This is a genomic window from Novosphingobium aeonii (genome assembly GCF_052279045.1).
GTDB lineage: Bacteria > Pseudomonadota > Alphaproteobacteria > Sphingomonadales > Sphingomonadaceae > Novosphingobium.
Genome location: NZ_CP176833.1, coordinates 1,294,230 through 1,320,803 on the forward strand (window position 1 = coordinate 1,294,230; position 26,574 = coordinate 1,320,803).

20 protein-coding genes are annotated in these 26,574 nt (G+C 66.5%); 11 read left to right on the top strand and 9 right to left on the bottom strand.

Annotation, left to right across the window (positions count from 1 at the left end; all coding sequences use genetic code 11):
• The first annotated feature begins 34 nt into the window (after positions 1–34).
• From ACLIMP_RS21060 to ACLIMP_RS21075, 4 genes are read left to right on the top strand one after another with little or no spacing between them, the layout of a single operon-like run.
• The gene (locus ACLIMP_RS21060; RefSeq protein WP_443478251.1) at positions 35–190 is read left to right on the top strand and encodes a hypothetical protein; all 156 of its coding nucleotides are present in this window, start codon (positions 35–37) and stop codon (positions 188–190) included.
• 5 nt (positions 191–195) lie between these two features.
• Complete coding sequence (locus ACLIMP_RS21065) at positions 196–1,314, top strand: efflux RND transporter periplasmic adaptor subunit (RefSeq protein ID WP_443478252.1); 1,119 nt, start codon at positions 196–198, stop codon at positions 1,312–1,314.
• A 1-nt stretch (position 1,315) separates the two neighbouring features.
• Complete coding sequence (locus tag ACLIMP_RS21070; RefSeq protein WP_443478253.1) at positions 1,316–4,399, top strand: efflux RND transporter permease subunit; 3,084 nt, start codon at positions 1,316–1,318, stop codon at positions 4,397–4,399.
• A complete protein-coding gene (locus tag ACLIMP_RS21075; RefSeq protein ID WP_443478254.1) occupies positions 4,392–5,834 on the top strand; it encodes an efflux transporter outer membrane subunit in 1,443 nt (480 codons plus the stop codon). Before ACLIMP_RS21070 ends, ACLIMP_RS21075 begins: the two co-directional genes overlap by 8 nt.
• Before the next feature lie 224 nt (positions 5,835–6,058).
• Here the strand turns inward: ACLIMP_RS21075 and ACLIMP_RS21080 are convergent, their stop codons facing one another.
• The 6 genes from ACLIMP_RS21080 to ACLIMP_RS21105 all read right to left on the bottom strand — a co-directional run bounded on the left by ACLIMP_RS21080 (position 6,059) and on the right by ACLIMP_RS21105 (position 10,092).
• The gene (locus tag ACLIMP_RS21080; RefSeq protein ID WP_197282970.1) at positions 6,059–6,217 is read right to left on the bottom strand and encodes a hypothetical protein; all 159 of its coding nucleotides are present in this window, start codon (positions 6,215–6,217) and stop codon (positions 6,059–6,061) included.
• 434 nt (positions 6,218–6,651) lie between these two features.
• Positions 6,652–6,993 carry a S24/S26 family peptidase gene (locus tag ACLIMP_RS21085; protein ID WP_443478255.1) on the bottom strand — a complete coding sequence of 114 codons (342 nt, stop codon included), beginning with the start codon at positions 6,991–6,993 and terminating at the stop codon, positions 6,652–6,654.
• A gap of 23 nt (positions 6,994–7,016) precedes the next feature.
• On the bottom strand, positions 7,017–7,514 hold the full coding sequence (sodN, locus tag ACLIMP_RS21090) for a superoxide dismutase, Ni (RefSeq protein WP_324699726.1): 498 nt from the start codon (positions 7,512–7,514) through the stop codon (positions 7,017–7,019).
• A 115-nt stretch (positions 7,515–7,629) separates the two neighbouring features.
• Positions 7,630–8,223: a HupE/UreJ family protein gene (locus ACLIMP_RS21095; protein ID WP_324699727.1), complete on the bottom strand. Its 594-nt coding sequence runs from the start codon at positions 8,221–8,223 to the stop codon at positions 7,630–7,632.
• 75 nt (positions 8,224–8,298) lie between these two features.
• A complete protein-coding gene (locus tag ACLIMP_RS21100; RefSeq protein ID WP_185999850.1) occupies positions 8,299–9,360 on the bottom strand; it encodes a class I SAM-dependent methyltransferase in 1,062 nt (353 codons plus the stop codon).
• 132 nt (positions 9,361–9,492) lie between these two features.
• Positions 9,493–10,092: a TetR/AcrR family transcriptional regulator gene (locus ACLIMP_RS21105; protein WP_443478256.1), complete on the bottom strand. Its 600-nt coding sequence runs from the start codon at positions 10,090–10,092 to the stop codon at positions 9,493–9,495.
• Between the two features lie 125 nt (positions 10,093–10,217).
• Here ACLIMP_RS21105 and ACLIMP_RS21110 point away from each other — a divergent pair, with 125 nt between their 5' ends.
• Complete coding sequence (locus tag ACLIMP_RS21110; RefSeq protein ID WP_443478257.1) at positions 10,218–11,975, top strand: DUF4153 domain-containing protein; 1,758 nt, start codon at positions 10,218–10,220, stop codon at positions 11,973–11,975.
• Positions 11,976–12,006: 31 nt separating this feature from the next.
• Here the strand turns inward: ACLIMP_RS21110 and ACLIMP_RS21115 are convergent, their stop codons facing one another.
• From ACLIMP_RS21115 to ACLIMP_RS21125, 3 genes are read right to left on the bottom strand one after another with little or no spacing between them, the layout of a single operon-like run.
• Complete coding sequence (locus ACLIMP_RS21115; protein ID WP_221937317.1) at positions 12,007–13,332, bottom strand: purine-cytosine permease family protein; 1,326 nt, start codon at positions 13,330–13,332, stop codon at positions 12,007–12,009.
• Positions 13,317–14,420, bottom strand: a complete 1,104-nt coding sequence (locus ACLIMP_RS21120) for an S-methyl thiohydantoin desulfurase family protein (RefSeq protein ID WP_054436347.1) — start codon at positions 14,418–14,420, stop codon at positions 13,317–13,319. The genes ACLIMP_RS21115 and ACLIMP_RS21120 overlap by 16 nt, the downstream gene beginning before the upstream one ends.
• Positions 14,410–16,035, bottom strand: coding sequence for a hydantoinase/oxoprolinase N-terminal domain-containing protein (locus ACLIMP_RS21125; RefSeq protein WP_443478258.1), 1,626 nt, complete (start codon positions 16,033–16,035; stop codon positions 14,410–14,412). Before ACLIMP_RS21125 ends, ACLIMP_RS21120 begins: the two co-directional genes overlap by 11 nt.
• Positions 16,036–16,280: 245 nt before the next feature.
• Here ACLIMP_RS21125 and ACLIMP_RS21130 point away from each other — a divergent pair, with 245 nt between their 5' ends.
• The 6 genes from ACLIMP_RS21130 to ACLIMP_RS21155 all read left to right on the top strand — a co-directional run bounded on the left by ACLIMP_RS21130 (position 16,281) and on the right by ACLIMP_RS21155 (position 26,573).
• The gene (locus tag ACLIMP_RS21130) at positions 16,281–19,013 is read left to right on the top strand and encodes a helix-turn-helix transcriptional regulator (RefSeq protein WP_443478259.1); all 2,733 of its coding nucleotides are present in this window, start codon (positions 16,281–16,283) and stop codon (positions 19,011–19,013) included.
• 204 nt (positions 19,014–19,217) lie between these two features.
• The gene (locus ACLIMP_RS21135; protein WP_165913248.1) at positions 19,218–21,284 is read left to right on the top strand and encodes a TonB-dependent siderophore receptor; all 2,067 of its coding nucleotides are present in this window, start codon (positions 19,218–19,220) and stop codon (positions 21,282–21,284) included.
• An 85-nt stretch (positions 21,285–21,369) separates the two neighbouring features.
• The gene (locus ACLIMP_RS21140) at positions 21,370–23,154 is read left to right on the top strand and encodes an amidohydrolase (RefSeq protein WP_443478260.1); all 1,785 of its coding nucleotides are present in this window, start codon (positions 21,370–21,372) and stop codon (positions 23,152–23,154) included.
• Position 23,155: 1 nt separating this feature from the next.
• A complete protein-coding gene (locus ACLIMP_RS21145) occupies positions 23,156–23,752 on the top strand; it encodes an FMN-binding negative transcriptional regulator (RefSeq protein WP_443478261.1) in 597 nt (198 codons plus the stop codon).
• Between the two features lie 132 nt (positions 23,753–23,884).
• Positions 23,885–24,205 (top strand): hypothetical protein, encoded by a 321-nt coding sequence (locus ACLIMP_RS21150; RefSeq protein ID WP_054436354.1) that lies wholly within the window; start codon positions 23,885–23,887, stop codon positions 24,203–24,205.
• 229 nt (positions 24,206–24,434) lie between these two features.
• Positions 24,435–26,573, top strand: a complete 2,139-nt coding sequence (locus tag ACLIMP_RS21155; RefSeq protein ID WP_443478262.1) for a TonB-dependent siderophore receptor — start codon at positions 24,435–24,437, stop codon at positions 26,571–26,573.
• Position 26,574: the final 1 nt, after the last annotated feature.

Here is a 26,574-nt window from a genome sequence, read left to right on the forward strand (position 1 = left end):
TTCCCCCCATGGGAAATCCCCAAGAGGAGCCGACATGATCCTGTTTTACGAGCCCTTGAACCCGGCGATCCGTCCGCCGCTCGGCAAGCCTGCCGCGCACCGGATGGGGACCGGGCGGCAAGCGCCGCCCTGCACCGCCGCGCTTCCCCAGGCGGATGGCGGCACCTCCGGCCATGGCATGGCGGGGTGACGGCCATGGAGGAAACTTCGTCAGGCGAAACGCGCGCCCGGCCGGTTCGCGCCGTAGCGGTCACCGGCGTCGCCCTCGCCGCTCTTCTCGGCGGCCTTTTCCTCTGGCGCGGGCTGCGCAGCGGCGCCGAGGAGCAATGGCCGCAGCAGGCCGTCCCTGTCGCTGCGGTGATCGCCACGCCGCGCGAAGTGCCCCAGGCGATCGAGGCCATCGGCGCCTTGACGGCGGTGCGCGAAGTCACGCTTTCGCCGGAAGTGGCGGGACGCGTTTCCGCGATCCAGTTCGAAGCCGGGCGGCAGGTCTCCGCCGGAGACCTGCTCGTGCAACTCTACGACGGGCCGGAACGCGCCGACAGGCAGGCGGCGGCGGCCCGGGCGCAGTTCTCGCAGCTTCAGTTCGCCCGCTCGAACGGACTGGCGCCCACCGGCGCGGAACCGCGCGAACTGCTCGAACAGCGCCGCGCCGAACGCGACCAGGGCCTGGCATCGGTCAGGCAGATCGACGCTAGGCTGGTGCAGAAGCAGGTGCGGGCGCCTTTCGCGGGGCAGCTCGGCATCCGCCGCGTCAATCTTGGCCAGTATCTCAACCCCGGCGATCCCGTCGTCACGCTGACGGCGCTCGATGCGCTCTACGTCGAATTCGCGGTTCCGCAGCAGGAACTGGCGCGGCTCAAGCCCGGTGCCGGCGTCGCCGTCTCCACCGACGCCTTCCCCGGACGCACTTTCACCGCGCGCGTCAATGCCGTGGAGCCACAGATCGGCAAGGACACGCGCAACGTCACGGTGCAGGCCCGGCTCGCCAATCCCGATCGCGCGCTGCGACCCGGCATGTACGTCACCGCCGCAATCGCCCTGCCCCCGCGCAAGGACGCGCTGGTGGTGCCCGCCACCGCGATCCAGACATCCGCACAGGGCGACAGCGTGATCGCGGTGCGCGGCAGGGATGCCCGCAAGGGCGGCACGGCGGAGATCGTGCCGGTGCAGGTCGGCGCGCGGATCGGCAACGCAGTGGTCGTGACAGACGGCATCCGCGCGGGAGACGTCATCGTTTCCGAAGGCCAGCTTCGCGTCCAGCCCGGCGCGCAGGTCAGGGTCACCAGGCTTTCCGCGCAGGAGGCCCGCTGACATGCGCTTCACCGATCTGTTCATCCGCCGCCCGATCCTGGCGATCGTGGTCAGCCTGCTGATCCTGCTCGTCGGCCTGAGCGCGGTCTTCGCCCTCCAGATCCGCCAGTATCCGCGCATGGAAAGCGCCACGATCACCATCGACACCGGCCTTCCCGGCGCGACGCAGGACGTCATGCAAGGCTTCGTGACGACGCCGATCGCCCAGTCCATCGCGACTGCTGGCGGCATCGAGTACCTCACCTCCACCTCCACGCAGGGGCGGAGCCATATCGCCGCCAAGCTCGTGCTCAACGCCGATGCCGACCGCGCCATGACCGAGGTTCTCGCCAAGGTGCAGCAGGTCAAGTACCGGCTGCCGGAAGGCGTCACCGATCCGGCCATCGCCAAGATCACCGATGGCGCCTCGGCCATCCAGTACGTCGCTTTCACCAGCGAGCGGCTTTCCGCCTCGCAGATCGCGGACTTCGTGAACCGCGTGGCGCGCCCGCTCATCACTTCGGTGCCGGGCGTCGCCTCGGCCGAGATCAGCGGCGGCGCGCCGCCCGCGATGCGCATCTGGGTCGATCCCGTCAAACTCGGCGGACGCGGCCTTACCGCCGGCGATATCGGCGCGGCCCTGCGCGCCAACAACGTCCAGGCCGCCCCCGGACAGCTCAAGGGCGCGAGCACCGCGATCAACATCACCGCGGGCACGGACCTGCGGGATGTGGAATCCTTCCGCCAGATGGTCGTCAAGGGCGGCTCTTCCGGCGGGCTGGTGCGGCTTGGCGATGTCGCAACGGTCGAACTCGGCGCCCAGAACTACGACGCGCAGGCACTTTCGGCGGGGCACAAGTCCGTAACCGTGGCGATCGCTCCCACACCGGACGGCAATCCGCTGGAAATCGTGGCCGGCGTGAAGGCGCTGCTGCCGCAGATGCAGCGCGTCGCCCCGCCGGGTCTCGAAGTCCGCAGCCAGTTCGACACCGCACACTTCGTGGAAGCCTCGATCGACGAAGTGGAACATACGCTGATCGAGGCGGTGGCCATCGTCATCGTCGTGATCTTCCTGTTCCTCGGCACGTTCCGCGCGGTCATCATTCCTGTCGTCACCATCCCGCTTTCGCTGCTGGGCACGGCGGCGCTGATGCTGGCCTTCGGCTTTTCGCTCAACCTTTTGACCCTGCTGGCGATGGTGCTGGCGATCGGCCTGGTGGTGGATGACGCCATCGTCGTGGTGGAGAACATCCACCGCCATATCGAGGACGGCGCCAGCCCGATCGAGGCCGCGCTACGGGGCGCGCGGGAGATCGTCGGCCCGGTAATCGCGATGACCATCACGCTGGCGGCGGTCTATGCCCCCATCGGCCTGATGGGCGGGATGACCGGCGCGCTGTTCCGCGAATTCGCCTTCACGCTGGCCGGTTCAGTGATCGTCTCGGGCGTGATCGCGCTCACTCTGTCGCCGATGATGAGCAGCCGCCTGCTTCACGCCAAGATGGGCGAGAGCAGGCTGGAAAAGGCGCTGGAGCGCGCCATGCACGGCCTTACCGCACGGTACGACCGCCTGCTGGGCCGCACTCTTGCCGCACGGGGGGCCGTGCTTCTGGCGGGCCTTGCCATACTGGGCGCCAGCGTGGTGTTCTTCACCGGCGCTGCCCGCGAACTCGCCCCGCAGGAGGACATGGGCTACGTCTTCGTCCAGACCAAGGCCCCGCAATACGCCAATGTCGATTACACCGCGCGGTTCAGCGCCGAAGTCGAGGCGCTGTTCCACAAGGTGCCCGAATATGCGGACAGCTGGTTCGACATGGGCGGCGCGAACGGCTCCAACATGGGCTTCGGCGGCATCATCCTGAAGGAATGGGCGGACCGCACCCGCAGCGCCGATCAGGTTCAGGCCGAGATCGCCGGGTCGGCCGCCGCCGTCACCGGGGTCTACACCGCCGCATTCCAGGACAGCCCGCTCCCGGCGGGCAGCGGCGGCCTGCCGGTGCAGATGGTGATCCGCTCGTCTGACGAGTTTCCCGAAATCCATCGCACGCTGGAAGCGCTCAAGGGCGCGGCATGGGGCAGCGGGCTGTTCGCCTTCGTCGATGCCGACCTCGCGTTCGACAGCCAGGAAGCCCACGTTGCCATAGACCGCGCCAAGGCGGGCGAACTGGGCGTCTCGATGGCGGAGATCGCCGATACGCTGGCGCTGATGGTGGGCGAAAACTACGTCAACCGGTTCAACTGGCATGACCGGTCCTACGACGTCATCACCCAGGTCCCGCAGGACCGGCGCCTGACGCCGGACAGTCTCGGCGGCTTCTACGTGAAGACCGGGTCCGGCAGCCTCGTGCCCCTGTCCACCGTGGCCAGCATCACGATCAATCCCCAGCCCAACAAGTTGCCGCAGTTCAACCAGATGAACTCCGCGACGATCTCGGCCGTGCTGATGCCCGGCGTCACGATGGGTCAGGCGGTGGACTTCCTGAAGGCCCAGCCGCTGCCGCCGGGCATGACCGTCGACTGGCTGTCCAACAGCCGCCAGTACGTGCACGAGGGCAACCAGCTCACCGTCTCGTTCGCCTTCGCGCTGGTGGTGATCTTCCTCGTGCTGGCCGCCCAGTTCGAAAGCTTCCGCGATCCGCTGGTCATCCTCGTCACCGTGCCGCTCGCGGTCTCGGGCGCGCTGGTGCCGCTCTACCTCGGGTTCACCACGCTCAACATCTACACGCAGATCGGCCTCGTCACCCTGATCGGGCTGATTTCCAAGCACGGAATTCTCATGGTCTCCTTCGCCAACGAAATGCAGCACGCGCACGGCTGGAACCGCGCCGAAGCGATCCGCCATGCCGCCGCCGTGCGCATGCGCCCGATCCTGATGACGACGGCGGCGATGGTCGCGGGCCTCGTTCCCCTGCTCTTCGCGGGCGGCGCGGGCGCGGCCAGCCGCTTTGCCATCGGCATCGTGGTGGTCATGGGGATGCTGGTCGGCACGCTGTTCACGCTCTTCGTCCTGCCCACGATCTATACGCTGCTCGCCGGGGATCATCGCCCGAAAGCCCGGGCAGAGGCCGACAGCGCGCCTGGCGAAGGAGGGCTGGCCCATGCGTAAGCGCCCGATCGCAGCCGCGCTCTGCACGCTGCTCGCCGCAGCCTGCGCGGCGGGGCCGGACTACCGCCGCCCTACCGCCCCCGCCTCGGCCGGAGAAGCCTTCGTGACCCGCGCAGAGGGGATCGATCCGGCGTCTCCCCTGCCCGACGACTGGTGGCGGCTCTACAACGATCCCGTGCTGGACGATCTCGTCGCCCGCGCCTTTGCCGCCAACACGGATCTTCGCGCGGCATCCGCCAACCTCGCCAAGGCACGCGCGGTCCTGTCCGAAGCGCGCGCCGGGCGCCTGCCTTCGACCGCGCTTTCGGCGGGCGGCGGCTACGGCGATTCCGTGCAGTTCGGCGGCGGACAGGGCGGATCGGCCCAACTGGCAGGCGCTCAGTGGTCCGGAAACGCTTCCGCATCGCTGTCATGGGAAGCCGACCTGTTCGGCCGCGTGAGCCGCACTGTCGAGGCCGCGCAGGCAGATACGCAAGCGGTCGAGGCCGCGCGCGACGGCGTGCGCGTGCTGGTGGCGGCGGAAACCACCCGCGCCTATCTCGGCGCCTGCGCCAATGCCCATGCGCTGGAGGTCGCCCGCGAATCCGCCACGGCATCGGCCCGCAGCCGCGATCTGGTTTCCGCGCAGGAGAAGGCAGGCTCAGCCGCCCGCTTCGATGTCGAGCGCGCCGCAGCCGCCGCGGCCGGTTCCCGCGCCGCGATCCCGGCGCTGGAAGCGCAGCGGCAGGTCGCGCTGTTCGAACTGGCGGCGCTGCTAGGGGAGACACCCCGCTCCATCCCCACTGCGGCGCAGGCCTGTTCCCGTCCGCCCGATCTCGCCGGCACACCGCCCTTGCCGATAGAAGACGGCGCCGCACTGCTGCGGCGCCGGCCGGACCTGCGCGAGGCCGAACGACGGCTGGCGGCGGACACCGCGCGGATCGGGGTGGCGACGGCCGATCTCTATCCCCGGATCAGCCTTGGCGGTTTTGGCGGCTTCCTGCGCAGCGAAACGGTGAAGGGCAGTGATTCCCTGTCCTTCTCGCTCGGCCCGCTGGTTTCGTGGAGCTTCCCCAACATGGCGACCGCACGCACACGGTTGCGGCAGGCCGAAGCGCAGGGCGACGTGGCGCTGGCGACGTTCGACGGCCGCGTGCTCACCGCCCTGAAGGAAGTCGAACAGGCGCTTGCCCGCGTGGCCCAGGGCCAGCGCCGTCTCGACGATCTTGCCGAAGCCGAAGCCAGCGCCCAGCGGGCGTGGGCCCTTGCCGACCTGCGCTACCGCGCGGGTTCGATCTCGCTGCTCGACCTGCTGGTGGCGCAATCGGCGATGCTGGAAGCACGCTCCGTCCATGCAGCCGCACTCACGCAGCTTTCGTCGGATCGGGTAGACCTGTTCAAGGCCCTTGGCGGCGGATGGCGTCAGGAAAGCACGGCGGAAAGCGCGAAACGCTGAGGTTCGCCCGCCCGCACCGACATTCGCGGCGCGCGCCATCCGGCGCGTCGATCCTCGCGAATGGGAAAAAGTGCAGCCGCAGGAATGCGCGCTGCGAATAGAGGCCGCTGGCGATGGCGGCGGCGCGGGCCGAAATCGATCATCCGCGCGGCAGGCCCCCTAACGGGCAACCTGCATCAGGAGTCCAAGGGTGTGCGTGCGCTACACGCGCGCGCCCCTGGCACTCAGGCAGCCAGCGGCAGTTCGCGGGCAACAGTCTCGGGCTCGGCAGCGACGGGCGCTTCGGCAGCAGCAGCAGCGGTTTCCGCAAGAGCGGGCATGTGACGTTCGGCCATCACGACATCGCGGCGATAGGCGAAATAGAGGGACATCAGAGAGAACATCGGGATACCTCGTGAAGCAGCGTTCTGCTGCATTGCAACATGTCTGCTATGTGATCCCCGATGGCTCTCGCTGCAAATGCAAGCACCTCGCCTTCGGTTGCAAATCGCGCAACCTACCGATTTGGCCTTCCCCGAGCCGTAAAGTGTGCCCCTGCACGTCCAACGCAAGACGCGGCCTTCCGCTACGAAATGTCTTAAAACGGCTGATTTTTGCGGATTGAATGTCGATACAGGCGGATACCGCTGCCGGTTCGACTGCCATCCCCTTGGCAATCACGACGGCGAATTCGCCCCGATCAGGGCTGAGGCGCACGCTTGCGGTGACAACAACTCAGCCCTCCATTGCATCGCAACGGACGCGAAATGCCGTGAGACTCGCGAAACTGCGCAAGGCAATTCACCCGAACTTCTTTCTATTGCGCGAAACGCAAGATTCAGCGCGTAAAGCGGCATCGACTTGCGCGGCGCGGCCTGCGCCTCAGCAAACGGATCGATCCCCCCGACAGGCAGGCGACAGCGCGGCCCACCACCTCTTCGGGGGAGACCCGGCCCAGATCGACCGATGGCTGCGAGGCCGCACCATCGCCGGACAGCGCATATGTGCCGTCACCCGCCCGCCTGCCGAGCCGCTTGACCATCATCGGCTCTCCGCACCGGTGCACACAGACGATGTCGCCCTCACCCGGCGAAAACCAGCGCCCGCGCCGCCGCAGGAGGATGTAGTCACCCTCGCGCAAGGTCGGGAGCATGCTGCGCCCCCGGACCCGGACGAGCATCCAGCCAAGCCACCAGCCCGCGCTCACAGCACCGGGTAGACCACCTCGATCGACGGCGGATAGGGACAGGGACGGCGCACCGTCTCGATGTCCTTGGTCACCCAGAATATCTCGGCAAAGCGATTGACCAGTTCGACCAGCTTTTCGCCGTCGGCCCGGTGCACATCCTGCTTGCAGGCGCTGCCGACCATCATGATCCGGTGCGCCAGGTCGTGGATCTCGGGATATTTCTCGATCTGGGGCGCCTTGAAATAGTCGCCCCAGATAACGCGGATTTCGGACTTCACCTTCTCCGCCTCGATCTCCTTCATCGCGATGTTGCGCGACATGGTGTTGTGCCGGGACACCGGATCGGCATCGACCTTCGCCGCGATCTCGTGAAGGATATCCATCATCCGCACCACCGAAACGGCCGCGATCAGCGCCGGGCCGGGATCGTAGATCTTGCAGGGAATGTCGCAGTGGGCCTGGGCTTCCTCGATGCCGGGAATCCGGTCGAGCATGTTTCTGATGAAGAACATCGGCAATCCCTCAATGTCTGGGAGAAAACTCGTCAATGAACCGCAGCGCGATCGCGCGGGCACAGCTTCCATCCACCGCGACATTGCCGAAACGGCGACAAAGCGCGAACAGCAATCAGCCCGCCGCCAGCAGCAACCCGGCCCCGGCCGCGACACCGCCGACGATCCGGGCTGCCGAACGGGCGCGTCCCTGCGCAAGCCCCGCCATGGCCACGCCCGCCGCGATGCCTGCCGCATGAAGGCCGAGCGTGCCGGCAAGGAAGCCGAGGATATAGCGGCTGGACACCATCCCGTCCGCTTCGGCGCCGTGGGCATGGCCGTGGAGGAGTGCGGTGGCTCCGACAAGCACTGCCGCTGCCGCCAGCGGCAGGCGCGCCTGCAGCGCGACGATCAAACCGAGCGCGATAACCGATAGAGCGATGCCGAATTCGACGGCCGACGCGCCGATCGCCGCAGCGCCGATCGAACTGCCCGCCGCCATGCCGGCAAGGAACGTCGCCGGCAAAATCCAGATCGCCCGCCCGCCCAGTTGCACGGCGAGCAGACCCACCAGCACCATCGCCAGAACATGGTCGGCCCCTGACAGCGGATGCACGAACCCTTCGATGAAGCTGGCCTTATGTTCATGGCCCGGATGCGCCAGTGCCGTGGCGGGAAGCAGGAACGCGAAAGCAGCGGAAAGGACGGGGATCGAGGTTTGCATCCGCATGAACGGCTCCTTCCAGTAAGGGAACGAAGCCTATAATTCATGCTAATGATTCGCAATAGTATTTAGAGAACTGGTCTATCGGGCTTCCAGAACCATGTTGAACGGACCCTCCGTGGCCCGCCTGACAGCGTGGAAACCGCCGTCATGAAGGATTTGCGCCAGCCTCGCTTCCCCGGCCTGCGCCCCGAGCCCCTCACCCACCTCCTGATCGAGCGAAGTCGGAACGCAGATCATCGTGGAGGCATTGTAATAGAGCCGCCCGACGGGGTTGAGATTGTCTTCTGGCCGGTCTCCCGCGATCGGCTCGACGATCATCCAGGTGCCGCCCTGCACCAGAATCCGCCTCATGTGAGCAGCGCAGCCGCGCGGATCGCCCATGTCGTGCAGACAGTCATACATGGTCACGAGGTCGAACCCGGTTTCCACAATGTCCTTCGCCTTGGCGACCCGGAAGTCGACCCGTTCGGCAAGGCCATGTTCGGCAGCATGGCGGCGCGCTTCCTCGATCGACGGTTCGTGGAAATCGTATCCGGTGAAATGGCTCTCGGGATAAGCCTTTGCCATCAGCAGCGTGGAGAATCCCACGCCGCAGCCCACGTCCGCAACCGCGGCGCCGGCGCGCAGCCGCTGCTCCACACCTTGAAGTGCGGGTATCCAGTTCTGCACGATGTTGTTGACGTAACCGGGGCGGAAAAACGCCCCCGTGGCACAGAACAGGCATCCGGCATGGTCGCCCCAGCGCACCCCTTCCCCGGTTCGAAAACACGCCTCCACCTTCGGTTCGGCCTCGATCATCGCGGCGGCAAGTTCGAACGCTCCGGCAAGATAGACCGGACTGTCCCGGTGAACGAACACCATCGCCTGCTCGGGTGAAAGGCTGAACCTGCCGCTCGCCGGATCATAGGCCAGATAGCCGTTCGCCGCCTGCGCCATGGCCCATTCGCGGACATAGCGTTCGTGAAGACCCCCGGCCCGGCCTGCCAGTTCCTCGGCCGAAGCCGGTGCCTGCGCCAGCGCATCGAACAGGCCAAGTCGTATTCCGATCCTGACGGTAGGCACGCTGAGCGCGCCGCCGAGATCTCCCAGCATCTTTCCGACAAAGGCATGAAGCCTCGCCTCGTCGAGCGGTTCCGTCATGGCACCCTCCAGCGACTCTTTCAGTTGCTGCTGGCGCCGGAGACTAGCACATCGGGCGCGTCACGCGGGGCGCCGGAGGTGTGACTATTATGGATGAACCCGATGCGAAGCGAAGGCGGGAAAGCGGCTGCTTCAATCCTCGGCCTGCACGGCGGCCAGGCTTTCCCGCACACGGGCTAGCGCCATTTCCACCGGCTCCCGTTCGCCCATCAGCGCGAAACTGCCGTTGATATCGAACACGCAGTGGCCATGGACCGTCGCCACCAGCGACCGCGCCAGCCGGGGCGCCTTTGCCCGCAGGTCCGCAGGGAGGACTTTCTCCACTTCCTCCACCACGAGATCGGTCAGCCTGCCCCGGATCAGGTCATGCTCTTCGGGAAGGCCCATGTCAGGCGGCAGGTGATGGTCGTAGATTGCCGTCCAGGCATTGCGATTGGCCCGGGCAAAACCGAAATAACCTTCCACCAGGCAGCGCACGCGATCCTCGCCCGAAGCGGCCAGCGCTTCGCGCATGTAGTCCGTCCACAATACGAAAGTGCGCGTGTTGATGGCTATGATGAGCTGGTCGTAATTGCCCATCACGTTGTAGAGCGTGCCGATCGAGTAGCCGATCCGCTTCGCCACCTCGCGCGCGGAAAACCGCGCAAAACCGACGTCGGCCATGTGCTTGTGGCCTTCGACGATGAGCATCTGCTCCAGCTCCTGGCGGCTGTGGTCGGATCGTCTTCCCATGGCCGGCGATTCTAATCGCCTCTTAAAAAATGTACAGCGTACAATTTTATATTGAACATCGCTTAATTTAAAGATAGCGCTTGCTGAACCTAGAGCGCGACCTTCCAAGATCGAGAGGACCGGCGATGACCAGCCCCGAAAGTTCCGAAGCACTGCCATCCGGCGAACCTGCCGCCGATTGGCCCTTGCGATCCTGGGGCCTGGCCCTGCTGGGCGGGCTGGCCGGTCTCGCGGTCCACTGGATCGTCCCGCCGGACCTTGCGTCCGGCAATCTTGACGCCATGCAGCTGCGCATGGCGATGGCCACCTTCATCGGCATCGGCACGCTGATCTTCGGGTTTCTGGTCGAACGCACGCGCATTCACTGGAGCGTAGCCAGCGCGGCGATCGGTGCGGCGGTAGTGGCGCTGACGATCTACTGGAACGGGCCTTTCGGTGCGGCCAGGGGCGAGGAGCCGTGGCGGATCGTCTGCGCGGTGCTGGCCGTCGTCATCGCCGCCCCGCTGTTCCAGGCCTGGCGGGATGCGCGGACCGCTGCGGAAAGCGCGGATGAAGGGCGGCGTTTCGCCATTCCCTATCCCGAGGCTCATGGCCATGCCTGGACCAATGTCGTCCTATGGTGCGCGGCCTGGGTCTTCGTAGGGGTGAGCTGGGCCATGGTGCTGCTGCTCGGGCAGCTGTTCCGCCTCATCGGCATCAACCTCCTTAACGACCTGATCGAAAAGAACTGGGCGATCCTGCTGCTTACCGGCGCCGCACTGGGGGCCGGCATCGGGCTGCTGCGCGATCGCGACGGCATCCTGCGGCTGCTCCAGCGGGTGGTGACGACGATCCTCTCGGTCCTTGCCCCGGTGCTGGCGATCGGACTGCTGGTTTTCCTTGCGGCGATCCCGTTCACTGGCCTTGCGCCCTTGTGGGATGCAACCCGTTCTACCAGCCCGATCCTGCTCGGCTGCGTGATCGGCGCCCTCTCGCTTGCCAATGCCGTGATCGGCGACGAAACCGCGCATGAGCCGCGCAGCCCGGTCCTGCGCGGCAGCGTCGCGGCGCTAAGCGTCGCCATGCTGCCGCTGGGCGTGATCGCCGCGATTTCCACCGGCCTGCGCATCCAGCAATACGGCCTGACGCCGGACCGGCTCTGGGCCGTGGTCTTCACCGGCATCGCCTGCGCTTACGGACTCGCCTACCTCGTCGTGCTGCTGCACTGGAGGGTGGCGGCCGCGCCGCACCTGCGCTTGGCGAACCTGCGCCTCGCAGGCGGGCTGTGCCTTCTGGCGCTTGTCCTGTCGACACCGCTGATCAACTTCGGCGCCCTTTCCGCGCAGGATCAGGTCGCCCGCCTGAACAGCGGCCGGACTTCGCCGGACAAGTTCGACTGGCGGGCCCTGCGGTTCGACTTCGGCCGCGCGGGCGAAGCGGCCACACGGAAGCTTGCCGCTGGCGGCCCTACGCCGGACATCCGGGCGGCCGCGAAAAAGGCGCTCGATGCGCAAAGCCGCTGGGCCATCGATCCTGTCTCGATAGAACAGGACAATCCGGTGATAGACCCGAAGCGGCTGCTCGTCCTGCCGCGCGGCACGCAGCTCCCCAAAGCGCTGCAGGAGCATCTGCTGGAATACAACGCCTGCTCGCTCGGCGATGCCTGCACCGTCCTGTACCAGCCGGGGAGCAAGGAGGCCGTGATCGTCACCGGCACGCAAAGCAGCCTGTGGAAGCAGGAGGGCGGCAGGTGGAGCACCAGTCCGGCCCGCCCGCTTATCACCGGCAAGGAAGCGCACGACCGCATCGAAGCCGCGCTGAAAGCCGGACGCGTGGAAGTCCGCGAGGTAAAGCGCCGCCAGGTCTTCGTTGACGGCCAGCCGCTGGGAGACGCGCTCGATTAGGTTGCAAGCACCCGCCCTGCCTGAACCCCGTTCAGGCAGGGACAGCTGCGAAAGGGCGCCGCCCTGCCAGGTGAAGCAGGGCGAGGTAGAGCAGGCTCGCGAAGACCGTGGCGTCAAGCGCGGGCACCGTGCTGATCGAGAAGTCATGATGCAACGCGATCGCGGCCAGACCGCTGGTGATCGCCCACGTCGCCACCGCCGGCCAGTGGATGCCCTGGAGGTTCTCGATCGAACGCGCGGAATCGGCGCCCCTGAACCTCGTCAACCCGTCGATCACATAGATCGCCGCGAACGGCGGGATCGTTACGCCGAGCAGGACGAGGAAGGGAATGAACCCCTCGATGATCCCGGCGAGCGCGAGGCCGGTGCCGATCACCGTGCCCAGCAGGATGAAGGCCCAGCGCGGCACGCGCGGGAAGGTCGCGGAAAGCGAGAGACTGGCGGAATAGAGGTTGAGCGAATTCAGCGTCCATGTCGGCATGACGAGCAGCAGCAGCGCCCAGGCACCGAAGCCGAAGCCGGTTATCATGCGCATGATGTCGGTCTCGCCCGTCGCCAGGGCGGCGATGCCCGCGCCCGCCATCAGCAGCGGCGCGGTGATCGGGTAGGACAGCGCCATGCTCATCACCGCGCCGCGCGGGGTCCGGGTATAGCGCGAAAGGTCCGGCAGGGTGGTGATCGTCAGCATGTCAGCCCCGATCAGCGCCGAAAGCGCTATGCCGAAAGTCATGTGGAATTCGCTCTGCGCGGGCGCGGCAAGCACGATCCCGTGGCGGCGGGCAGCTGCCACGCAGACGGCGACGATCATCGCCGCCAGAAGCGGCACGCCGATCATCGCCAACCGGTCCAGCGCCCGGAAACCGACCAGGGTGGTCAGCGCCATCAGCACCGCGCCGCAGATCACCACGACCGGGAAATCGGGCGCGAACCCGAAGCCCTCGCCCGCGGCGGCGATGGCGTCCCCCAGAAACGAGACGTTCACGCCGAACCAGCAGAAATGCACCGCCGCGATGATGACGTTCACCAGTCCTGCCCCGCCCCGTCCGAACGAACGGCGGATCAGCAGATACGTGTTGAGCCGCGAACGGACCGCCACCAGCGAGGTGAGACAGCCGCCGAGGCACAGGCAGGCGCCGGCAAGGAAAGCCGCCAGCACCGCAGGCCACAGGCCCAGCGCCAGCGAGGTCTGCGCGCCGTTCAGGAACGTCGGCAGCGAGATCGAGAAGCTGGCGATGATCAGCGCCACCCGCCAGCCGCCCACGGTCAGTCGCTCCGGCAGCGGGGCATTGGCGTACTGGTCGCCCGGTTCGTGATGGGCGTCCGGGCCGCCTGCAGGCCCGCTCACGGTTTCAGCCAAGCGTCGATCTCCTCGATGGGTACATAGTCTTCGGCAAAACCGAACGCGCGCGGGCCGACGAAGTCCAGCGCCCGCTGTTCGCGCAGGGCGGCCGGCGCCGCCGCGCCCACCACCTTGACGCGCTGGCCGTATTTCAGTCGCTCGGTGGTGATGCTGTCGGCGGTTTCCCGGTCCATCACCGTCAGGATATCGGGCACCATCGCCACCACCCGCCCGTCGCGGCGGGCGATGAGGTTCTCGTTCTGGAAGTCCAGCTCCATGCGGCTCGTGCCGTCGAAACTCTCGAACGAGACCTGGCCTACCGAGAAACCGCCTCGCGTCTCGCGCTCGATATCCACGATCTTGCCGTCGAACAGTACGCCCGCCTGGGGATAGAGCCCGGTGGCAGCCAGTGCAGCGAACATCGCGGCGAAGGGATCCTGCCCGCTCTCGCGCGCCTCGCGGATCGCGGCGCCGGCGGCCCGTGCCGCGCTGATCGTGCCGTGGATGGCATGGTCCTTCGCCTGCCGCCCGGTCAGCGGATATTCGACGAGGTGCGCGATCCCCCCCACCGCCACCGAAAGCGCGCGGGCGAGCCGTTCGTGCATGAGATTGTCGTCCGTCTCGATCAGGCTGAGCGCGCCGCAGGCCGAAGTCAGGATCGAGGGGCAGGCGGACAGGCCGCGAATGTTGAAGATCGCCATCTGCGATTCCGGGAAAGCGCGGCCCATGCCGTCGCAGTCAAGCACGGGAACGCCGAACTGCGCGGCGGCGAACAGGGGTGCCAGGCCGTTGCTGCCGCCGATCTCGATGGGGATCACCGCGTCGATCCGGCGCCCGACGATCTGCTCCAGCCGCTTCAGCCCGTCCACCGCCTCACGGCCGTTCGGCAGTTTCTCGACCGAGACGGTCGGCGCGCCGATCCAGCCGCAGGGCACCACGAGGGCATCGTCGGCCAGCGCATCGAGGCCGATCACCTCGAAGGGGCCGCGCCGCTCGAATTCCGCTTCGGCAAGGAGCTGCGCGTAGTAGGGATCGCCGCCGCCGCCCGATCCGAGGAAGGCGGCGCCGCGTGCAAGGTCGCCGAGGGCTTGACGGTCAAGCTTCATGAGGAACTCCGATGGCTGCCGCTTCGCCGCCCGCAGGAGCCTCGAAGGCAAGGTCCGCAACTGCGCGAACCCTTATCTGCACGGCGCGGCCCGGCAAGTAGCTGAGATAGGTTTCCTCGACATCGGCAAGGATCAGGCTCGCCGGATCGCCGCCCGCCGCCAGCACTTGCTCCCGTGCGAGCGCGGCGACCTGCTCGATCGCCTCCTCGCGGGCCAGGGCATCGTAACTGACGACCCGCTCGACCTGCGCGCCGACCTGCGCGATGGCCGCGCCCACTGCATTGGCCACCACGGCATGAGGCGGGCGGATCACTTGCGCGGCACCGCCGAGGCTGTCGGGAATGAGGAAATTTCCGCCGCCCACGGCAAGGATCGTCACCTTGTCACGGCCGGTCTTCATGCGGTCCAGCCCCTCCTCGAGGATGGCGCGGATGCGTCCGTCAACCGCCGCCACGACCGCGTCGGACATGGCCGGAAGCAGTGCGGGATCGCCGAAATCGGCCTGCCCGGTGCGCAGCGCGATGTCGCTGGCCGTCAGGGTCTGGCCGCCGAACAACATCCCCTCCTGCGCGAGCCGGTAGCCCACCGAATCCGGGCCGACACGCAGCGCCGCCCCGGCCGGTTCCCCGGCTTCGTAAAGCGCGGGATCGAGGTGAATGCGCGTGCCGCCGCCGAGACCGATGGCCAGAATGTCCGGCATGCGGAAATTGGTCCGCGCGCCGCCGATATCCACCGAAATCGAGGATTCGCGCGGATAGCCGGAAGCCAGCACTCCGATGTCGGTCGTGGTGCCGCCCACGTCCATGACGATCGCATCGGCCACGCCGCTGAGGAACGCGGCGCCGCGCATCGAATTCGTCGGCCCGGAACCCATCGTCATCACCGGATAGGCTTCCGCCTGCGCGGCGGAAACCAGCGTACCGTCGTTCTGCGAGATGAACAGCGGCGCCTCGATCCCGAGAGCCGCCACGGCGCGGCCGAACGAGCGGACAACCCGCGCGGCCAGACTGGTGAGCGCCGCATTGAGGATCGCGGAATTCTCGCGCTCGATGAAACCGATCCGGCCGATCTCGCTCGAAAGGGTGATGGCGGCCTCCGGCCAGACCTCGCGTAGAAGCGCAGCGACGCGCTGTTCCATCGCCGCATTGATCGGCGAGAAGGCGCAGCTCACGGCGATCGCGGCGATGCCGCGCGCCTTCAGGTCCAGAGCGGCATCCCGCAGCCGCACTTCGTCAAGCGGCGCCATTTCCCGCCCGTCCACCTCGTAGCCGCCGGGAAGCAGGTGATAGTGACGGCCGATGCAGGCGGCGAGGTCTTCCGGCCAGCCGGTCAACGGCGGCAGCGCCTCTCCCGACGGGCTGGCGAGCCGCAGCACGCCCACACGGTCCAGTTCACGCCGCTCCACCAGGGCATTCACAAAGTGCGTGGTGCCGATCATCACGGACGAGACATGGGCCGCGCTCGTGCCGGAATCCTCCAGCACCGCGCGGATCGCGGCGGTAACGCCGCCCTCCACATCGGCCGAGGTCGGCTGCTTGGTCCAGGCGAGCACGCGCCCGCCGTCCATCAGTACCGCGTCGGTGTTCGTACCCCCGACATCGACGCCAATCCGCACACGAACCTCCTTGCAGCACCACGGGAAAGCAATGCCAACGGGGTAGGAGGCTGGCCGGGTCGGCGGCAACGCGCAAGACGGGTGCGGTTCGTGGCAAAACGGGTAATCGGGCACCCCGGCGCGGGTAGCGACCGCAGGCGGCAAGCATCGCCCCTTGAGCATCCCCGCTGCGTGACATAGGCTTCCGCGAAGGGAGAGCACGCCTGAAAACAGTATAATCGGGTTTCGCGACAGGACGATGACGCGTGCATGAGTTGATCCGCACAAAGGTAGCCCCTCCAATCTGGCTGGGGAGCCAGATCCGCAGGGACATCCTGCTCGAACGGCTGGACGGCGCCCTGTCCCGGCGGCTGACGGTGATCCATGCCCCGGCCGGATACGGCAAGACCAGCCTGCTTTCGCAGTGGCGCAGTCGCCATGAACATGGCGCCATCGTCACCGCATGGCTTACCCTGGAACGGGAGGATTCGGACCTCCAGCGCCTGCCGCGCTACATCCTGCTCGCGCTGGACGAAGCGGCGGGGCAATCCGCCGGGGAGGACGGCGAAAACACGGCGGCCGACCTGCCGCCCCGGTCTGCCCTTTCCGCGATCGTCAACCGCATCGCGCACGAACCTCGCCCGGTCGTCCTCATCTTCGACGATTTTCATCGCGCGGAGGGCAGCGAGGTCAATGCCTTCCTCCAGTCCCTGATCCGGCTCGCGCCCGGCAACTGCCACTTCGTCATCGCCTCGCGCGATTATCCCTGGCTGGGCCAGTCGATGCTCGCCGCCGAGGAACAGCTGATCGAACTGACCAGCGACGATCTCAAGTTCAACCGGTCCGAAGCCGAAGCCCTGCTGGACCGCGCAGACGTGCCGCCACTGCCGGACGACGTGCTGCAACGCCTTGTGGAACGTTCCGAAGGCTGGCCGATCGCGCTGCAACTCACCTCCCTCTCGCTCAAGCGCGGGATCGATCACATCAAGTTGATGGAGCGCTTCAGCGGGTCCAGTTCCGATCTCGCCCGCTACCTTTCGGAGCAAGTGCTCACCTCGCTGCCGCCGGAAACGCAGGATCTGGTGATCCGCACCGCCCTGCTCGACCGGCTGACGGGAGAGGCGGTGAATGCACTGTGCGACCGGACCGACGGCTGGCTCGTGCTCGAACGGCTGGAGCAACAGGGCGTCTTCCTTGCCCCCGCCAGCGAGGCTCGCGAATCCTATCGCTACCACCAGCTTTTCGCCGAATATCTGCGCGACCGGCTGGCGCGGCAGGATCTTGCCCGGTTTCGGCTGCTGCATGGGCGCGCCGCGCGCCATTTCGCCGATTCCGGCGCGATTTCCGCGGCGGTCGAGCATGCCCTGCTTGCCGAGGACCGCGAACTGGTCGGCACGATCCTGGAAGAGAGCGGCGGCTGGCGCCTGATCCCGCAGGGCCATCAGGCCATGATCGAAACCGCACTCGGGCGGCTATCCCCTCACCAGATCGCGGGCAGCGCAAGGCTGGGACTCGCGGCGATCTACCTCCAGATCAAGCACGGCGAACTGGCCGCCGCACGAGAAGCCTACGACAGGCTTGCCGCCGAGGCCATGGACGGCGAAGTGTCGGCGGACCTGCGCACCGAACTGCGCGTGGTGGGTGACACTCTGGCCGATTACGAAAACCTGCCGGTCACGCTGGACGACCTGCTGGCGCGCGAGGCCCTGCTGCGCACCCTGCCCGCCGACGATCATCTCGTGCTTGCCAACTTCACCGAGACCCTCGCCGCCAAGTACCTCGAAGGTGGCTGGCTGGAGCGTGCGCTGGAACCGGTGCTCAACGCGCGCGGGCATTATCAGGCGCTGGGATCGCCTTATAGCGAGGTCTTCACCCACTTCCTCGAAGCGCGTATCCGCCATGCCCAGGGGCGCATCAACGATGCCGCCGCAATCATCGCCTCGGCCCGCACGCTGATCGAGGCCCATTTCGGCCCCCGTTCCGACCTTGCCGCCAATTGCGCCGCCTTCGAGGCGGAGATCCTCTACGAGCAGAACCGGATCGAGGATGCGGGCGCGCTGCTGGCCTGGGCGCTGCCCCACATGGAGCAGTCCGACGGCTGGGTGGACGTCTATGCCGCCGCCTATCTCACCGCCGCGCGCTGCGCGGCCGCACGCCATGCGCCGGAGGAGGCCTTCGCGATCCTGGAACGCGCGCAGGCCATCGCCGCGGCCCGCCGGTTCCGGCAGCTCGCCCTGCTTGCCGCCCTGTGCAGGCTCGAAATCACGATCGCGGCGCAGGGCCCGCTCGAAACGGCAATTGACGCCGCCGGCGCCATCGGGCTGGACGGACTGGCGGACCAGATGGCGCTGGAATCGCCGCATTACCGCCCGGTCGCCACCGCCGCCGCGAAGTGCCGCGCGGCACTCAGGCTGGCGGCGGGCGATCATGCAGGGGCGCTTGCGGATATCGCAGTGCTCCGGCGCTGGGCGGAACGACACGGCGCCGGCCGCGCCTTGGTCGATATCCTCATCCTGCAGTCCCACGCCTTGCGCGAAGCGGGAAAAGAAAGCGATTCCCGCGCCGCTTTCGACGAGGCCGTGGGCAATGCCATGTTCCAGTCGCTGGTGCGTCCGTTCGTGGACTGGCGCGGCTTCGTGCAGGGCGCGCTGGATCATGCGGGCGGCGGAGCAGGCGAAGGAAACCGCTATCGCGCGCAGTTCCTTGGCGGACTGGCGCGTGCCCTGTCATGCCAGGCGCAGCCCCCGGACGACGGCGTGCTCAACGAAGCCGAAGCGGAAATCCTTCTTCATCTCAGCCATGGCTACTCCAACAAGGAGATCGCCCGGCTGATCGGCATGTCGCCCGATACGGTGAAGTATCGATTGAAGTCGATCTTCCGCAAGATCGGCGTCGACAAGCGCCGCGACGCGGTGCGCGTCTCGCATGAGCGGGGCCTGCTTCCGGGCGGGAGCGCTCCCGCCGAAGAGGCGGATTTACTGCCTCCAACCGGTGCCTGACCCTCTCCAGGCCGCGACCTTACCCGTCGAAACACACCGATTACCCTGATTATGACGTGGTTCCCGGGCCGCCCTGTTGTTGAATGCGGGCTCAGCAGGAGGATCCTCCCGGAGGCCAGAACAACAGCCACGGGATCTGGTTCCACGTCTTTGAACAAGGGGAATAACATGGGCATCCCGTACAGCTCGCGAGGTCGCGTCCGCATGGCGCGCCTTCGCCTCACCGTCATGTCCGCCTGCTGCGGCGTCGCGCTCCTGCCGTCCGCGGTGCTGGCCCAGCAGGCCGAGGCCGATCCGAAGTCCGACATCATCGTCACCACCGGCCGCTCTAACACCGGCACCAAGACCGACACCGACATCATGCAGCTGCCGCAGTCGGTCAGCGTCATCACCACCGAGGAATTCACCGACCGCGCGTCCGTGAACTTCCAGGACGTGTTCCGCTACAGCGCCGGTGTCTCCACCGAGACGCAGGGCGTGGATACCCGCGGCGACTTCTTCGCGGCGCGCGGTTTCGCCACCGTCCAGTATCTCGACGGCGTGAACCGGATGCCCAGCTTCGTCTACGGCGGCCGCCTCGACATCTTCACGCTGGAACGCGCCGAAGTGCTGCGCGGACCGTCCTCGGTACTTTACGGCGCGGGCGGTGCCGGCGGCCTGTTCAACGGCGTTTCGAAGCGTCCGCAGGAAACCTTCGGAGGCGAGGCCGACGTGATCGTCGGCACCGATTCGATGAAGCAGTTCAATCTCGACGTCACCGGCCCGATCACCGATGGCATATCCGCCCGCTTCGTGGGCGTGGCGCGCGATGCGGAGCTTCAGCAGCCCGGCCAGCGCAACGACCGCCTGCTGGCGATGCCCGCCGTGACCTTCAAGCCGGGCCCGGATACCGAGATCACGCTGATCGGCCTCTACCAGAAGGACCGCCTCGGCAGCCAGACCTACCTGCCGATCAGCAAGACCATCGGCGCGGACAACGACAGCGAGAAAATCTCGTCCGACACGTTCCTCGGCGAACCCGGCTTCAACCACACCGATACCGACTACAAGGCCGGCACGGTGCTGCTCACCCAGCGCTTCGGCCCGAACGTGACCTTCAGCAGCAGCACCCGCTACTTCGACACCGATGTCGACTATGCGGAAGTCTATGGGCTCGCCAGCTACTACGACGCGGAACGCACCCAGGTCGCCCGCGCATGGTACAAGCGGCTTGAGCATGACAAGGGCATCGGCACCGACAACCGGCTGCTGGTGAAGGTCAACACCGGCCCGATCGAGCACCAGTTGCTGGTCGGCATCGACTATACCCGCTTCAAGCAGTCCAGCGACGAAGGCTGGGCCTACGACCTTCCGCCGTTCGACATCTACGACCCCGTCTACGGCCAGGAAATCGACGCCTCGCTGTTCTACTTCACGCGCACCACCAACACCCAGCTCGGCGTCTATTTCCAGGACCAGATGCGCGCCTGGGACCGCGTCTCGCTCGTGCTGGGCGGACGGCATGACCGGGCCACGTCGAAACTCAACGGCGAGAAGCTGCCGACCAACAGCGCCTGGACCTTCCGCGCGGGTCTCGTCGCGGACCTCACCGACACGATCTCGCCCTATGTCAGCTATTCGGAATCGTTCCTGCCGGTGTTCGGCCGCAACGTGGAAGGCGTGAACTTCGTTCCGCGCACCGGCCGCCAGTACGAGGCCGGCGTCAAGTGGCAGCCCTTCCGGGGGGCGCTGCTCACCGCTTCGGTGTTCGATATCACGGAGAAGAACGGCGTCACCAGCGACCCGGACAACATCCAGAACCAGATCCAGACGGGCAAGGTCGGTTCGAAGGGCATCGAACTGGAAGGCACGCTGCGCATGCCCGGCGACGTGCAGGTCTCGGCCGCCTACACCTATCTCGACGCCAAAGTGCTTGAAGACACCACCGGCCGGGAAGGTTTCCAGGTCGCCAACCTGCCGAAACATGCCGCCTCGATCTGGGCTTCGAAGAACTTCGCCCTCACGCAGGACATCGGCGCCCGCATCGGCGGCGGCGTGCGCTATACCGGCGAGAAAGTGGACAGCTTCGAGAACTTCACGACGCCGTCCTACACGCTGGTCGATGCCATGTTCGAGGTCACTTACGGCAAGTGGTCGCTCGGCCTGAACGCCAGCAACATCTTCGACGTTCAGACCTACACGTTGTGCAACTACGATCCCAGCGCGACCGAGGGCTACTGCTACCTCGGCAAGGACCGCACCGTAATGGCGACGCTGCGCCGCTCGTTCTGACAATCCACCCTGCCTGCGGGAGCCGCCCCTCACCGGCTCCCGCTTTTCCGCCTGACGGCGTACCGAATTCAAGGACTTCCCGCGCATGATCCGCTCCGAGCACGCCCCCTTCCGCATCGCCATGCGCCGCGCGATTGCAACGCTTTCGCTGGCGGCAGCCTCGACGACCGCGCTCACCGCGCTGGCGCCTGCGCCTGCCCTGGCGATGGCCGAGGGCATGGCCGATCTCATCCTCACGAACGGACGCATCTACACGGTGGACGAAGCGCATCCCTGGGCCGAAGCCGTGGCCGTCCGGGACGGGCGGATCATCGCCGTGGGCACCGCGAAGGAAGTGGCGGCCCAGAAGAATGCGCAGACCCGCGTGGTGGACCTCAAGGGACGCCTGCTGCTGCCCTCCTTTGGCGATGCGCACAACCATCCCGTGTTCGGCGGCATGAGCCATGCCCGCTGTTCGCTTCACGCGGGCAAGTCGATCGACGACTATCGCCGCATCATCGCCCGGTGCATCGCCGAAAATCCCGAAACCGGTCCGAACGGCGGGGTCATCTTCGGGGTCGGCTGGGAAGACGGCCTGTTCCCGCCGAACGGCGTTCCCACCAAGGACATCCTCGATGCGCTGTCCACCACCCGCCCGCTGATCTTCCGCTCGGTCGGCGGGCACAGCCTCTGGGTGAATTCCAGGGCGCTCCAGCTTGCCGGTATCACCAAAGCCACGCCCGACCCGGTGAACGGCAAGATCGACCGCGACCCGAAGACCGGCGAACCGGTCGGCGGCCTCCAGGAAGCCGCGCAGGCGCTGGTCGACGGGATCATGCCGGAAACCACCGCACAGGATCTCCAGGATGCCATCGCCTACACCGTGCGCCACTTCAATTCGCTCGGGATCACGAGCTGGCACGATGCCGGGATCGAGTGGGAGGACGACGGCTCCAGCGCGGTGATCGACGCCTACAAGGCCGTTGCCGACAAGGGCGCACTGACCGTCGATGTCGCCATCGACCTCAAGTGGAAGAACGACAAGGGACTGGAACAGCTTCCCGGCCTGCTGCGCGCTTCCGAGCGCGCCCGCACGCTCGGCATCACCGCGCGCAGCGTGAAGTTCTACATCGACGGCGTGATCCCCCAGCAAACCGCCTACATGCTCAAGCCCTATGAAGGCACGCAGGAAGTGGGCAAGCCGCAGATCCAGCCATCCGTGCTGGCCGCCGCCACGACCGCGCTCGACGAAGCGGGCATCCAGTCGCACTACCACACCATCGGCGATGCCGCCGTGCGCGAGGCGCTCGACGCCGTTGCCACCGCCCGCAAGTTCGACGGCACCGCCGATACCCGACCGATGATCTCGCACATGAACGTGATCGACCCGGCCGACCAGCCGCGCTTCGCACGCCTCGGCGTAACCGCGATCTTCCAGCCGCTCTGGACCTGCAACGAACCCTACATGGATCTTACCAAGGAGCGCATCGGCCCGGTCCGCTCGCAGTACATCTATCCGGTGGGCAGCATCGAGAAGTTCGGCGGCCGCGTGGCTTACGGCGCGGACTGGTCGGTTGCCTCAGCCGATCCGCTGCTGGGCATCGAAGTCGCCCTCACCCGCATCGCCCCCGGCGAGGATCGCGCGCCGCTGGGCGCCTCCGAAGCCGTGACCCTCGCGCAGGCAGTGCGATCCTATACGCTGGACGTTGCCTATGTGAACCACCTCGACCAGGAAACCGGCTCCATCGTGCCCGGCAAGAGCGCCGATTTCGTGGTCCTGGACAAGGATATCTTCCGCCTTCCGGCCCGCCAGATCGGCACGGCCAAAGTCATGGTCACGCTGTTCAAGGGCGCGCCGGTGCACGGCGATCTCGCGGCTCTGGCCAACTGACATGGGACTGTTCGATCCGCGCGGCCCTGAAGACGTGGCCCGGCTCGTGGCGGAGGAAGTGCTCGGCCTGGTGACGACGCACGACGACCTCGGCTATCTGGCGACGCCGCTGCCCCTGCTTGCGGAAATCGGCGAAGACGGCGCGGTGACCGGCTTCGTCGGCCACTTCGCCCGCGCGAACCCGCATTGCGAGCGGGTTCGCCAGACACCGCGCGCACTCGTGACCTTCCTGGGGCCGCACGGCTACATCTCCCCCTCGATGGTTTCCGCGCCTGGTTGGGGGCCGACCTGGAACTACCGTTTCGCGCAGTTCGAAGTGGATATCCGGCTTGAGGAGGAACGCGCGCCGGAAGCGATCCGCGAACTGGTCTTCGCCATGGAAGGCACCGCCTGGGACGTGTCCCGCATGGGCAGCAGGTTCGGCGAACTCGCACGCCATGTCGTTGCGTTCCGGGCAAGCGTGGTATCCAGCCATGCGCGCTTCAAACTGGGGCAGGACGAAACCCCGCAGACATTCGGCGAAATCGTGGACGCGCTCGGCTCCTCCGCGCTCGCCCGTGCCATGCGCGATCAGGTTTCAACCGCCCAGAACGCCTGAAATCCGGGCGGGCGGGCCTGCCTCCCGGCAGGCTTGATCGTCCCGCCCGTTTTCACAAAGCGAAAGTTCGCATTCGCCGGTTCCATGCCGAAGTGTCAGGGTGGCATTCTCGATCATGCAGGGAACCAGAAAATGGCCGCCAAGGGGAACAGCCACATTCGCGAGATTTCGGCGAAGTGGGACGAAGTGCTGCTGGTTTGCCGCAAGTGCAGCAGGAAATTCCCCGGCGGTTTCGGCAAGAAGGGCGAACAGCGGCTTGAAAAAGCGCTCAAGTCCGAACTGAAGACGAAGGGCCGCTACAAGGTGGTGCCGGTCTCCTGCCTGGATATCTGTCCGAAGCACGCAATCTGCCTGGTCAGGGCGAGCGAACCAGGAACCGTCCATCTGATCAAATCTGGCGCCACGATGGAGGACGTGATCGAGACGCTGCTTCCTGCGCCTGCGGAGCAATAGCGACTCGAAAAAAATCCGCGTTTCCAGCGATCTGACAACGCCCGGCGCCGCCGAAGGCACACTGCAAAGATAACGAAAAGGCACCGCCTCTCGCGCCCTGCGATACCAGAACCGCCCCTGAAACCAGGCGGTTTCCTGTACCGAACGCGAAATGCAATCGTTACTATTGCAAATGACTCGCAGTTTTAATAGTTGGCGGGCAACAAGGGTCGAACAGGGAAACCTTCGAATGTCAGATTTTGCCGTGGGCCGCCGTGCCTGCTCGCTCACGCTCGCCTGGACGCTCGCGCTTGCTGCCTCGCTGCCGCAAGCCGCCCATGCCGATGAAGCCGAGGCCGCGCCGGATCAGGTCAAGTCGTCCGAAATCACCGTGCTGGGACAGCGCAGCGAGGACTACAAGGTCGAGCAGCTCACCACCGCAACCCGCACCGGCACCGACATCATGGACGTGCCGCAATCGATCCAGTTCGTGCCGCGCGATGTGATCGACGACCAGCAGGTCCTCGATCTCACCAGCGCGCTCCGCAATGTCAGCGGCATCCAGGCCGGAACCAATGCCGGCAACCGTTCGGAAAGCTTCACGATCCGCGGGTTCCGTTCATCATATTACGCCGTCGACTCGATCATGCTGAGCCCCGCGATCGAGACCAACGACAGCTACCGCGACATGGCCAACATCGAGCGCATCGAAGTGCTCAAGGGGCCCGCCTCCGTGCTTTACGGTCGCGGCGATCCGGGCGGCCTCATCAATATCGTGACCAAGCAGCCGCGCTTCGAGCGGGGCATGAGCTTCTCGGTCCAGGCCGGCAGCAACGACTTCGCGCGCGGCCAGCTCGATGTGACCGGCCCGGTCGATGCCGCCAAGACGCTTGCCGTGCGCTTCATCGCCGCCGCCCAGACAGGCGACACCTTCCGTGACATCTTCCAGCCCTACCGCCGCCAGTTCCTGTCCGGATCGGTGCTGTGGGAGCCGGACGACAAGACCCGCGTGATCGCCAGCCTCACGTACGCGCACCAGCATAACCAGACGGACCGCGGCATCGTCGCCACCCCGGACGCCGACGGCGATCTGGTGGTCAATCTCCCGCGTACGCGGTTCCTCGGCGAACGCTGGGCGACCACGGAATCCGAACGCTACGAATTCAACTACCGCATCGAGCGCGAACTGACCGACTGGCTGACGATCCGCCAGATCGGCCACTACGACGAAGGCAAGCTCGACCTGTTCGGCATCAACTACGGCAACAGCGTGGCCGTGAACGCCACCACCGGCGCCCGCACGATCACGCGCACCGCCGTCGAGCAGCACGAGAACAACCACAACTACGACGCGCAGGCCGACATGGTCGCGCGCTTCAGCACCGGCGGCATCGGCCACACTGTCGTCGTCGGCGGCGAATATGTGAAGTCCTACCGCTTCCGCACGTTCGCCCGCGCCACGCTGGCGGCCATCGACATCGACAACCCGGTCTACGGCGCCGAGCCCGGCACTTTCGTCCCCGCGGCCGACCGCAAGGTGCAGGCCAAGTCCTATTCGGCCTACTTCCAGGACCAGATCGACATCGGCGATCACTTCAACCTGCTGGCAGGCGTGCGCTACGACCATGCGAAGCAGTCCGACTTCGGCACCACGCAATATGCGTCGAACGACAAGGCCTGGTCGCCGCGCGTCGGCGTGGTCTACAAGCCGATCGAGAACGTATCGCTGTTCGCCGATTTCACCCGCTCGTTCCAGTCCAAGCCCGAACCGACGATCGACGGCAAGCCGATCGATCCCGAGAAGGGTAAGCAGTACGAAGCCGGGATCAAGGCCGAACTGTTCGGCGGCAGGCTCGGCACCACCCTGGCGGTCTACGAACTCACCCGCGAGAACGTGACGCAGCAGGACCCCAACAACGTCGGCTACAACATCAACGCCGGCGTCCAGCGCTCTCGCGGTGTGGAACTGGACATGTCGGGATCGATCAGCCCCAGCGTGAAGGTGATCGCCAACGGCGCCTATACCGACGCGACGGTGCGGGAATCGACCGACTATGCCAAGGGCAACCAGCTGATCGGCGTGCCCAAGTGGAGCGGCAGCGTGTGGCTGACCTGGGAGCCGGTCGACGGCCCGCTGCGTGACTTCGGCGTGGGCGGCGGCGTGTTTGCGGCCAGCAACCGGCAGGGCAACCTCGAAAACACCTTCTCGATCGGCGGCTATACGCGGCTCGACAGCAGCCTGTGGTACAAGCTGGCCGACAAGGTGCGCCTGACGCTCAACGTCAAGAACATCACCAACGACTACTACATGGAATCTTCGGTTTCGCGCTCGCAGGTCGTGCCGGGTGAAGGCCGCAGCTTCCTCGTCGGACTGAGCGGGAGCTTCTGAC

Excerpts from the sequence above, each read along its gene's own strand:
- ACLIMP_RS21105 (WP_443478256.1), bottom strand. The coding sequence starts at position 10,092 with ATGGGAAGACGATCCGACCACAGCCGCCAGGAGCTGGAGCAGATGCTC.
- ACLIMP_RS21145 (WP_443478261.1), top strand. The coding sequence starts at position 23,156 with ATGGGACTGTTCGATCCGCGCGGCCCTGAAGACGTGGCCCGGCTCGTG.
- ACLIMP_RS21155 (WP_443478262.1), top strand. The coding sequence starts at position 24,435 with ATGTCAGATTTTGCCGTGGGCCGCCGTGCCTGCTCGCTCACGCTCGCC.
- ACLIMP_RS21065 (WP_443478252.1), top strand. The coding sequence starts at position 196 with ATGGAGGAAACTTCGTCAGGCGAAACGCGCGCCCGGCCGGTTCGCGCC.
- ACLIMP_RS21060 (WP_443478251.1), top strand. The coding sequence starts at position 35 with ATGATCCTGTTTTACGAGCCCTTGAACCCGGCGATCCGTCCGCCGCTC.
- ACLIMP_RS21070 (WP_443478253.1), top strand. The coding sequence starts at position 1,316 with ATGCGCTTCACCGATCTGTTCATCCGCCGCCCGATCCTGGCGATCGTG.
- sodN (WP_324699726.1), bottom strand. The coding sequence starts at position 7,514 with ATGTTCTTCATCAGAAACATGCTCGACCGGATTCCCGGCATCGAGGAA.
- ACLIMP_RS21085 (WP_443478255.1), bottom strand. The coding sequence starts at position 6,993 with ATGCTCGTCCGGGTCCGGGGGCGCAGCATGCTCCCGACCTTGCGCGAG.
- ACLIMP_RS21100 (WP_185999850.1), bottom strand. The coding sequence starts at position 9,360 with ATGACGGAACCGCTCGACGAGGCGAGGCTTCATGCCTTTGTCGGAAAG.
- ACLIMP_RS21135 (WP_165913248.1), top strand. The coding sequence starts at position 19,218 with ATGGCGCGCCTTCGCCTCACCGTCATGTCCGCCTGCTGCGGCGTCGCG.
- ACLIMP_RS21150 (WP_054436354.1), top strand. The coding sequence starts at position 23,885 with ATGGCCGCCAAGGGGAACAGCCACATTCGCGAGATTTCGGCGAAGTGG.
- ACLIMP_RS21110 (WP_443478257.1), top strand. The coding sequence starts at position 10,218 with ATGACCAGCCCCGAAAGTTCCGAAGCACTGCCATCCGGCGAACCTGCC.
- ACLIMP_RS21095 (WP_324699727.1), bottom strand. The coding sequence starts at position 8,223 with ATGCGGATGCAAACCTCGATCCCCGTCCTTTCCGCTGCTTTCGCGTTC.
- ACLIMP_RS21140 (WP_443478260.1), top strand. The coding sequence starts at position 21,370 with ATGATCCGCTCCGAGCACGCCCCCTTCCGCATCGCCATGCGCCGCGCG.
- ACLIMP_RS21120 (WP_054436347.1), bottom strand. The coding sequence starts at position 14,420 with ATGAAGCTTGACCGTCAAGCCCTCGGCGACCTTGCACGCGGCGCCGCC.
- ACLIMP_RS21080 (WP_197282970.1), bottom strand. The coding sequence starts at position 6,217 with ATGTTCTCTCTGATGTCCCTCTATTTCGCCTATCGCCGCGATGTCGTG.
- ACLIMP_RS21075 (WP_443478254.1), top strand. The coding sequence starts at position 4,392 with ATGCGTAAGCGCCCGATCGCAGCCGCGCTCTGCACGCTGCTCGCCGCA.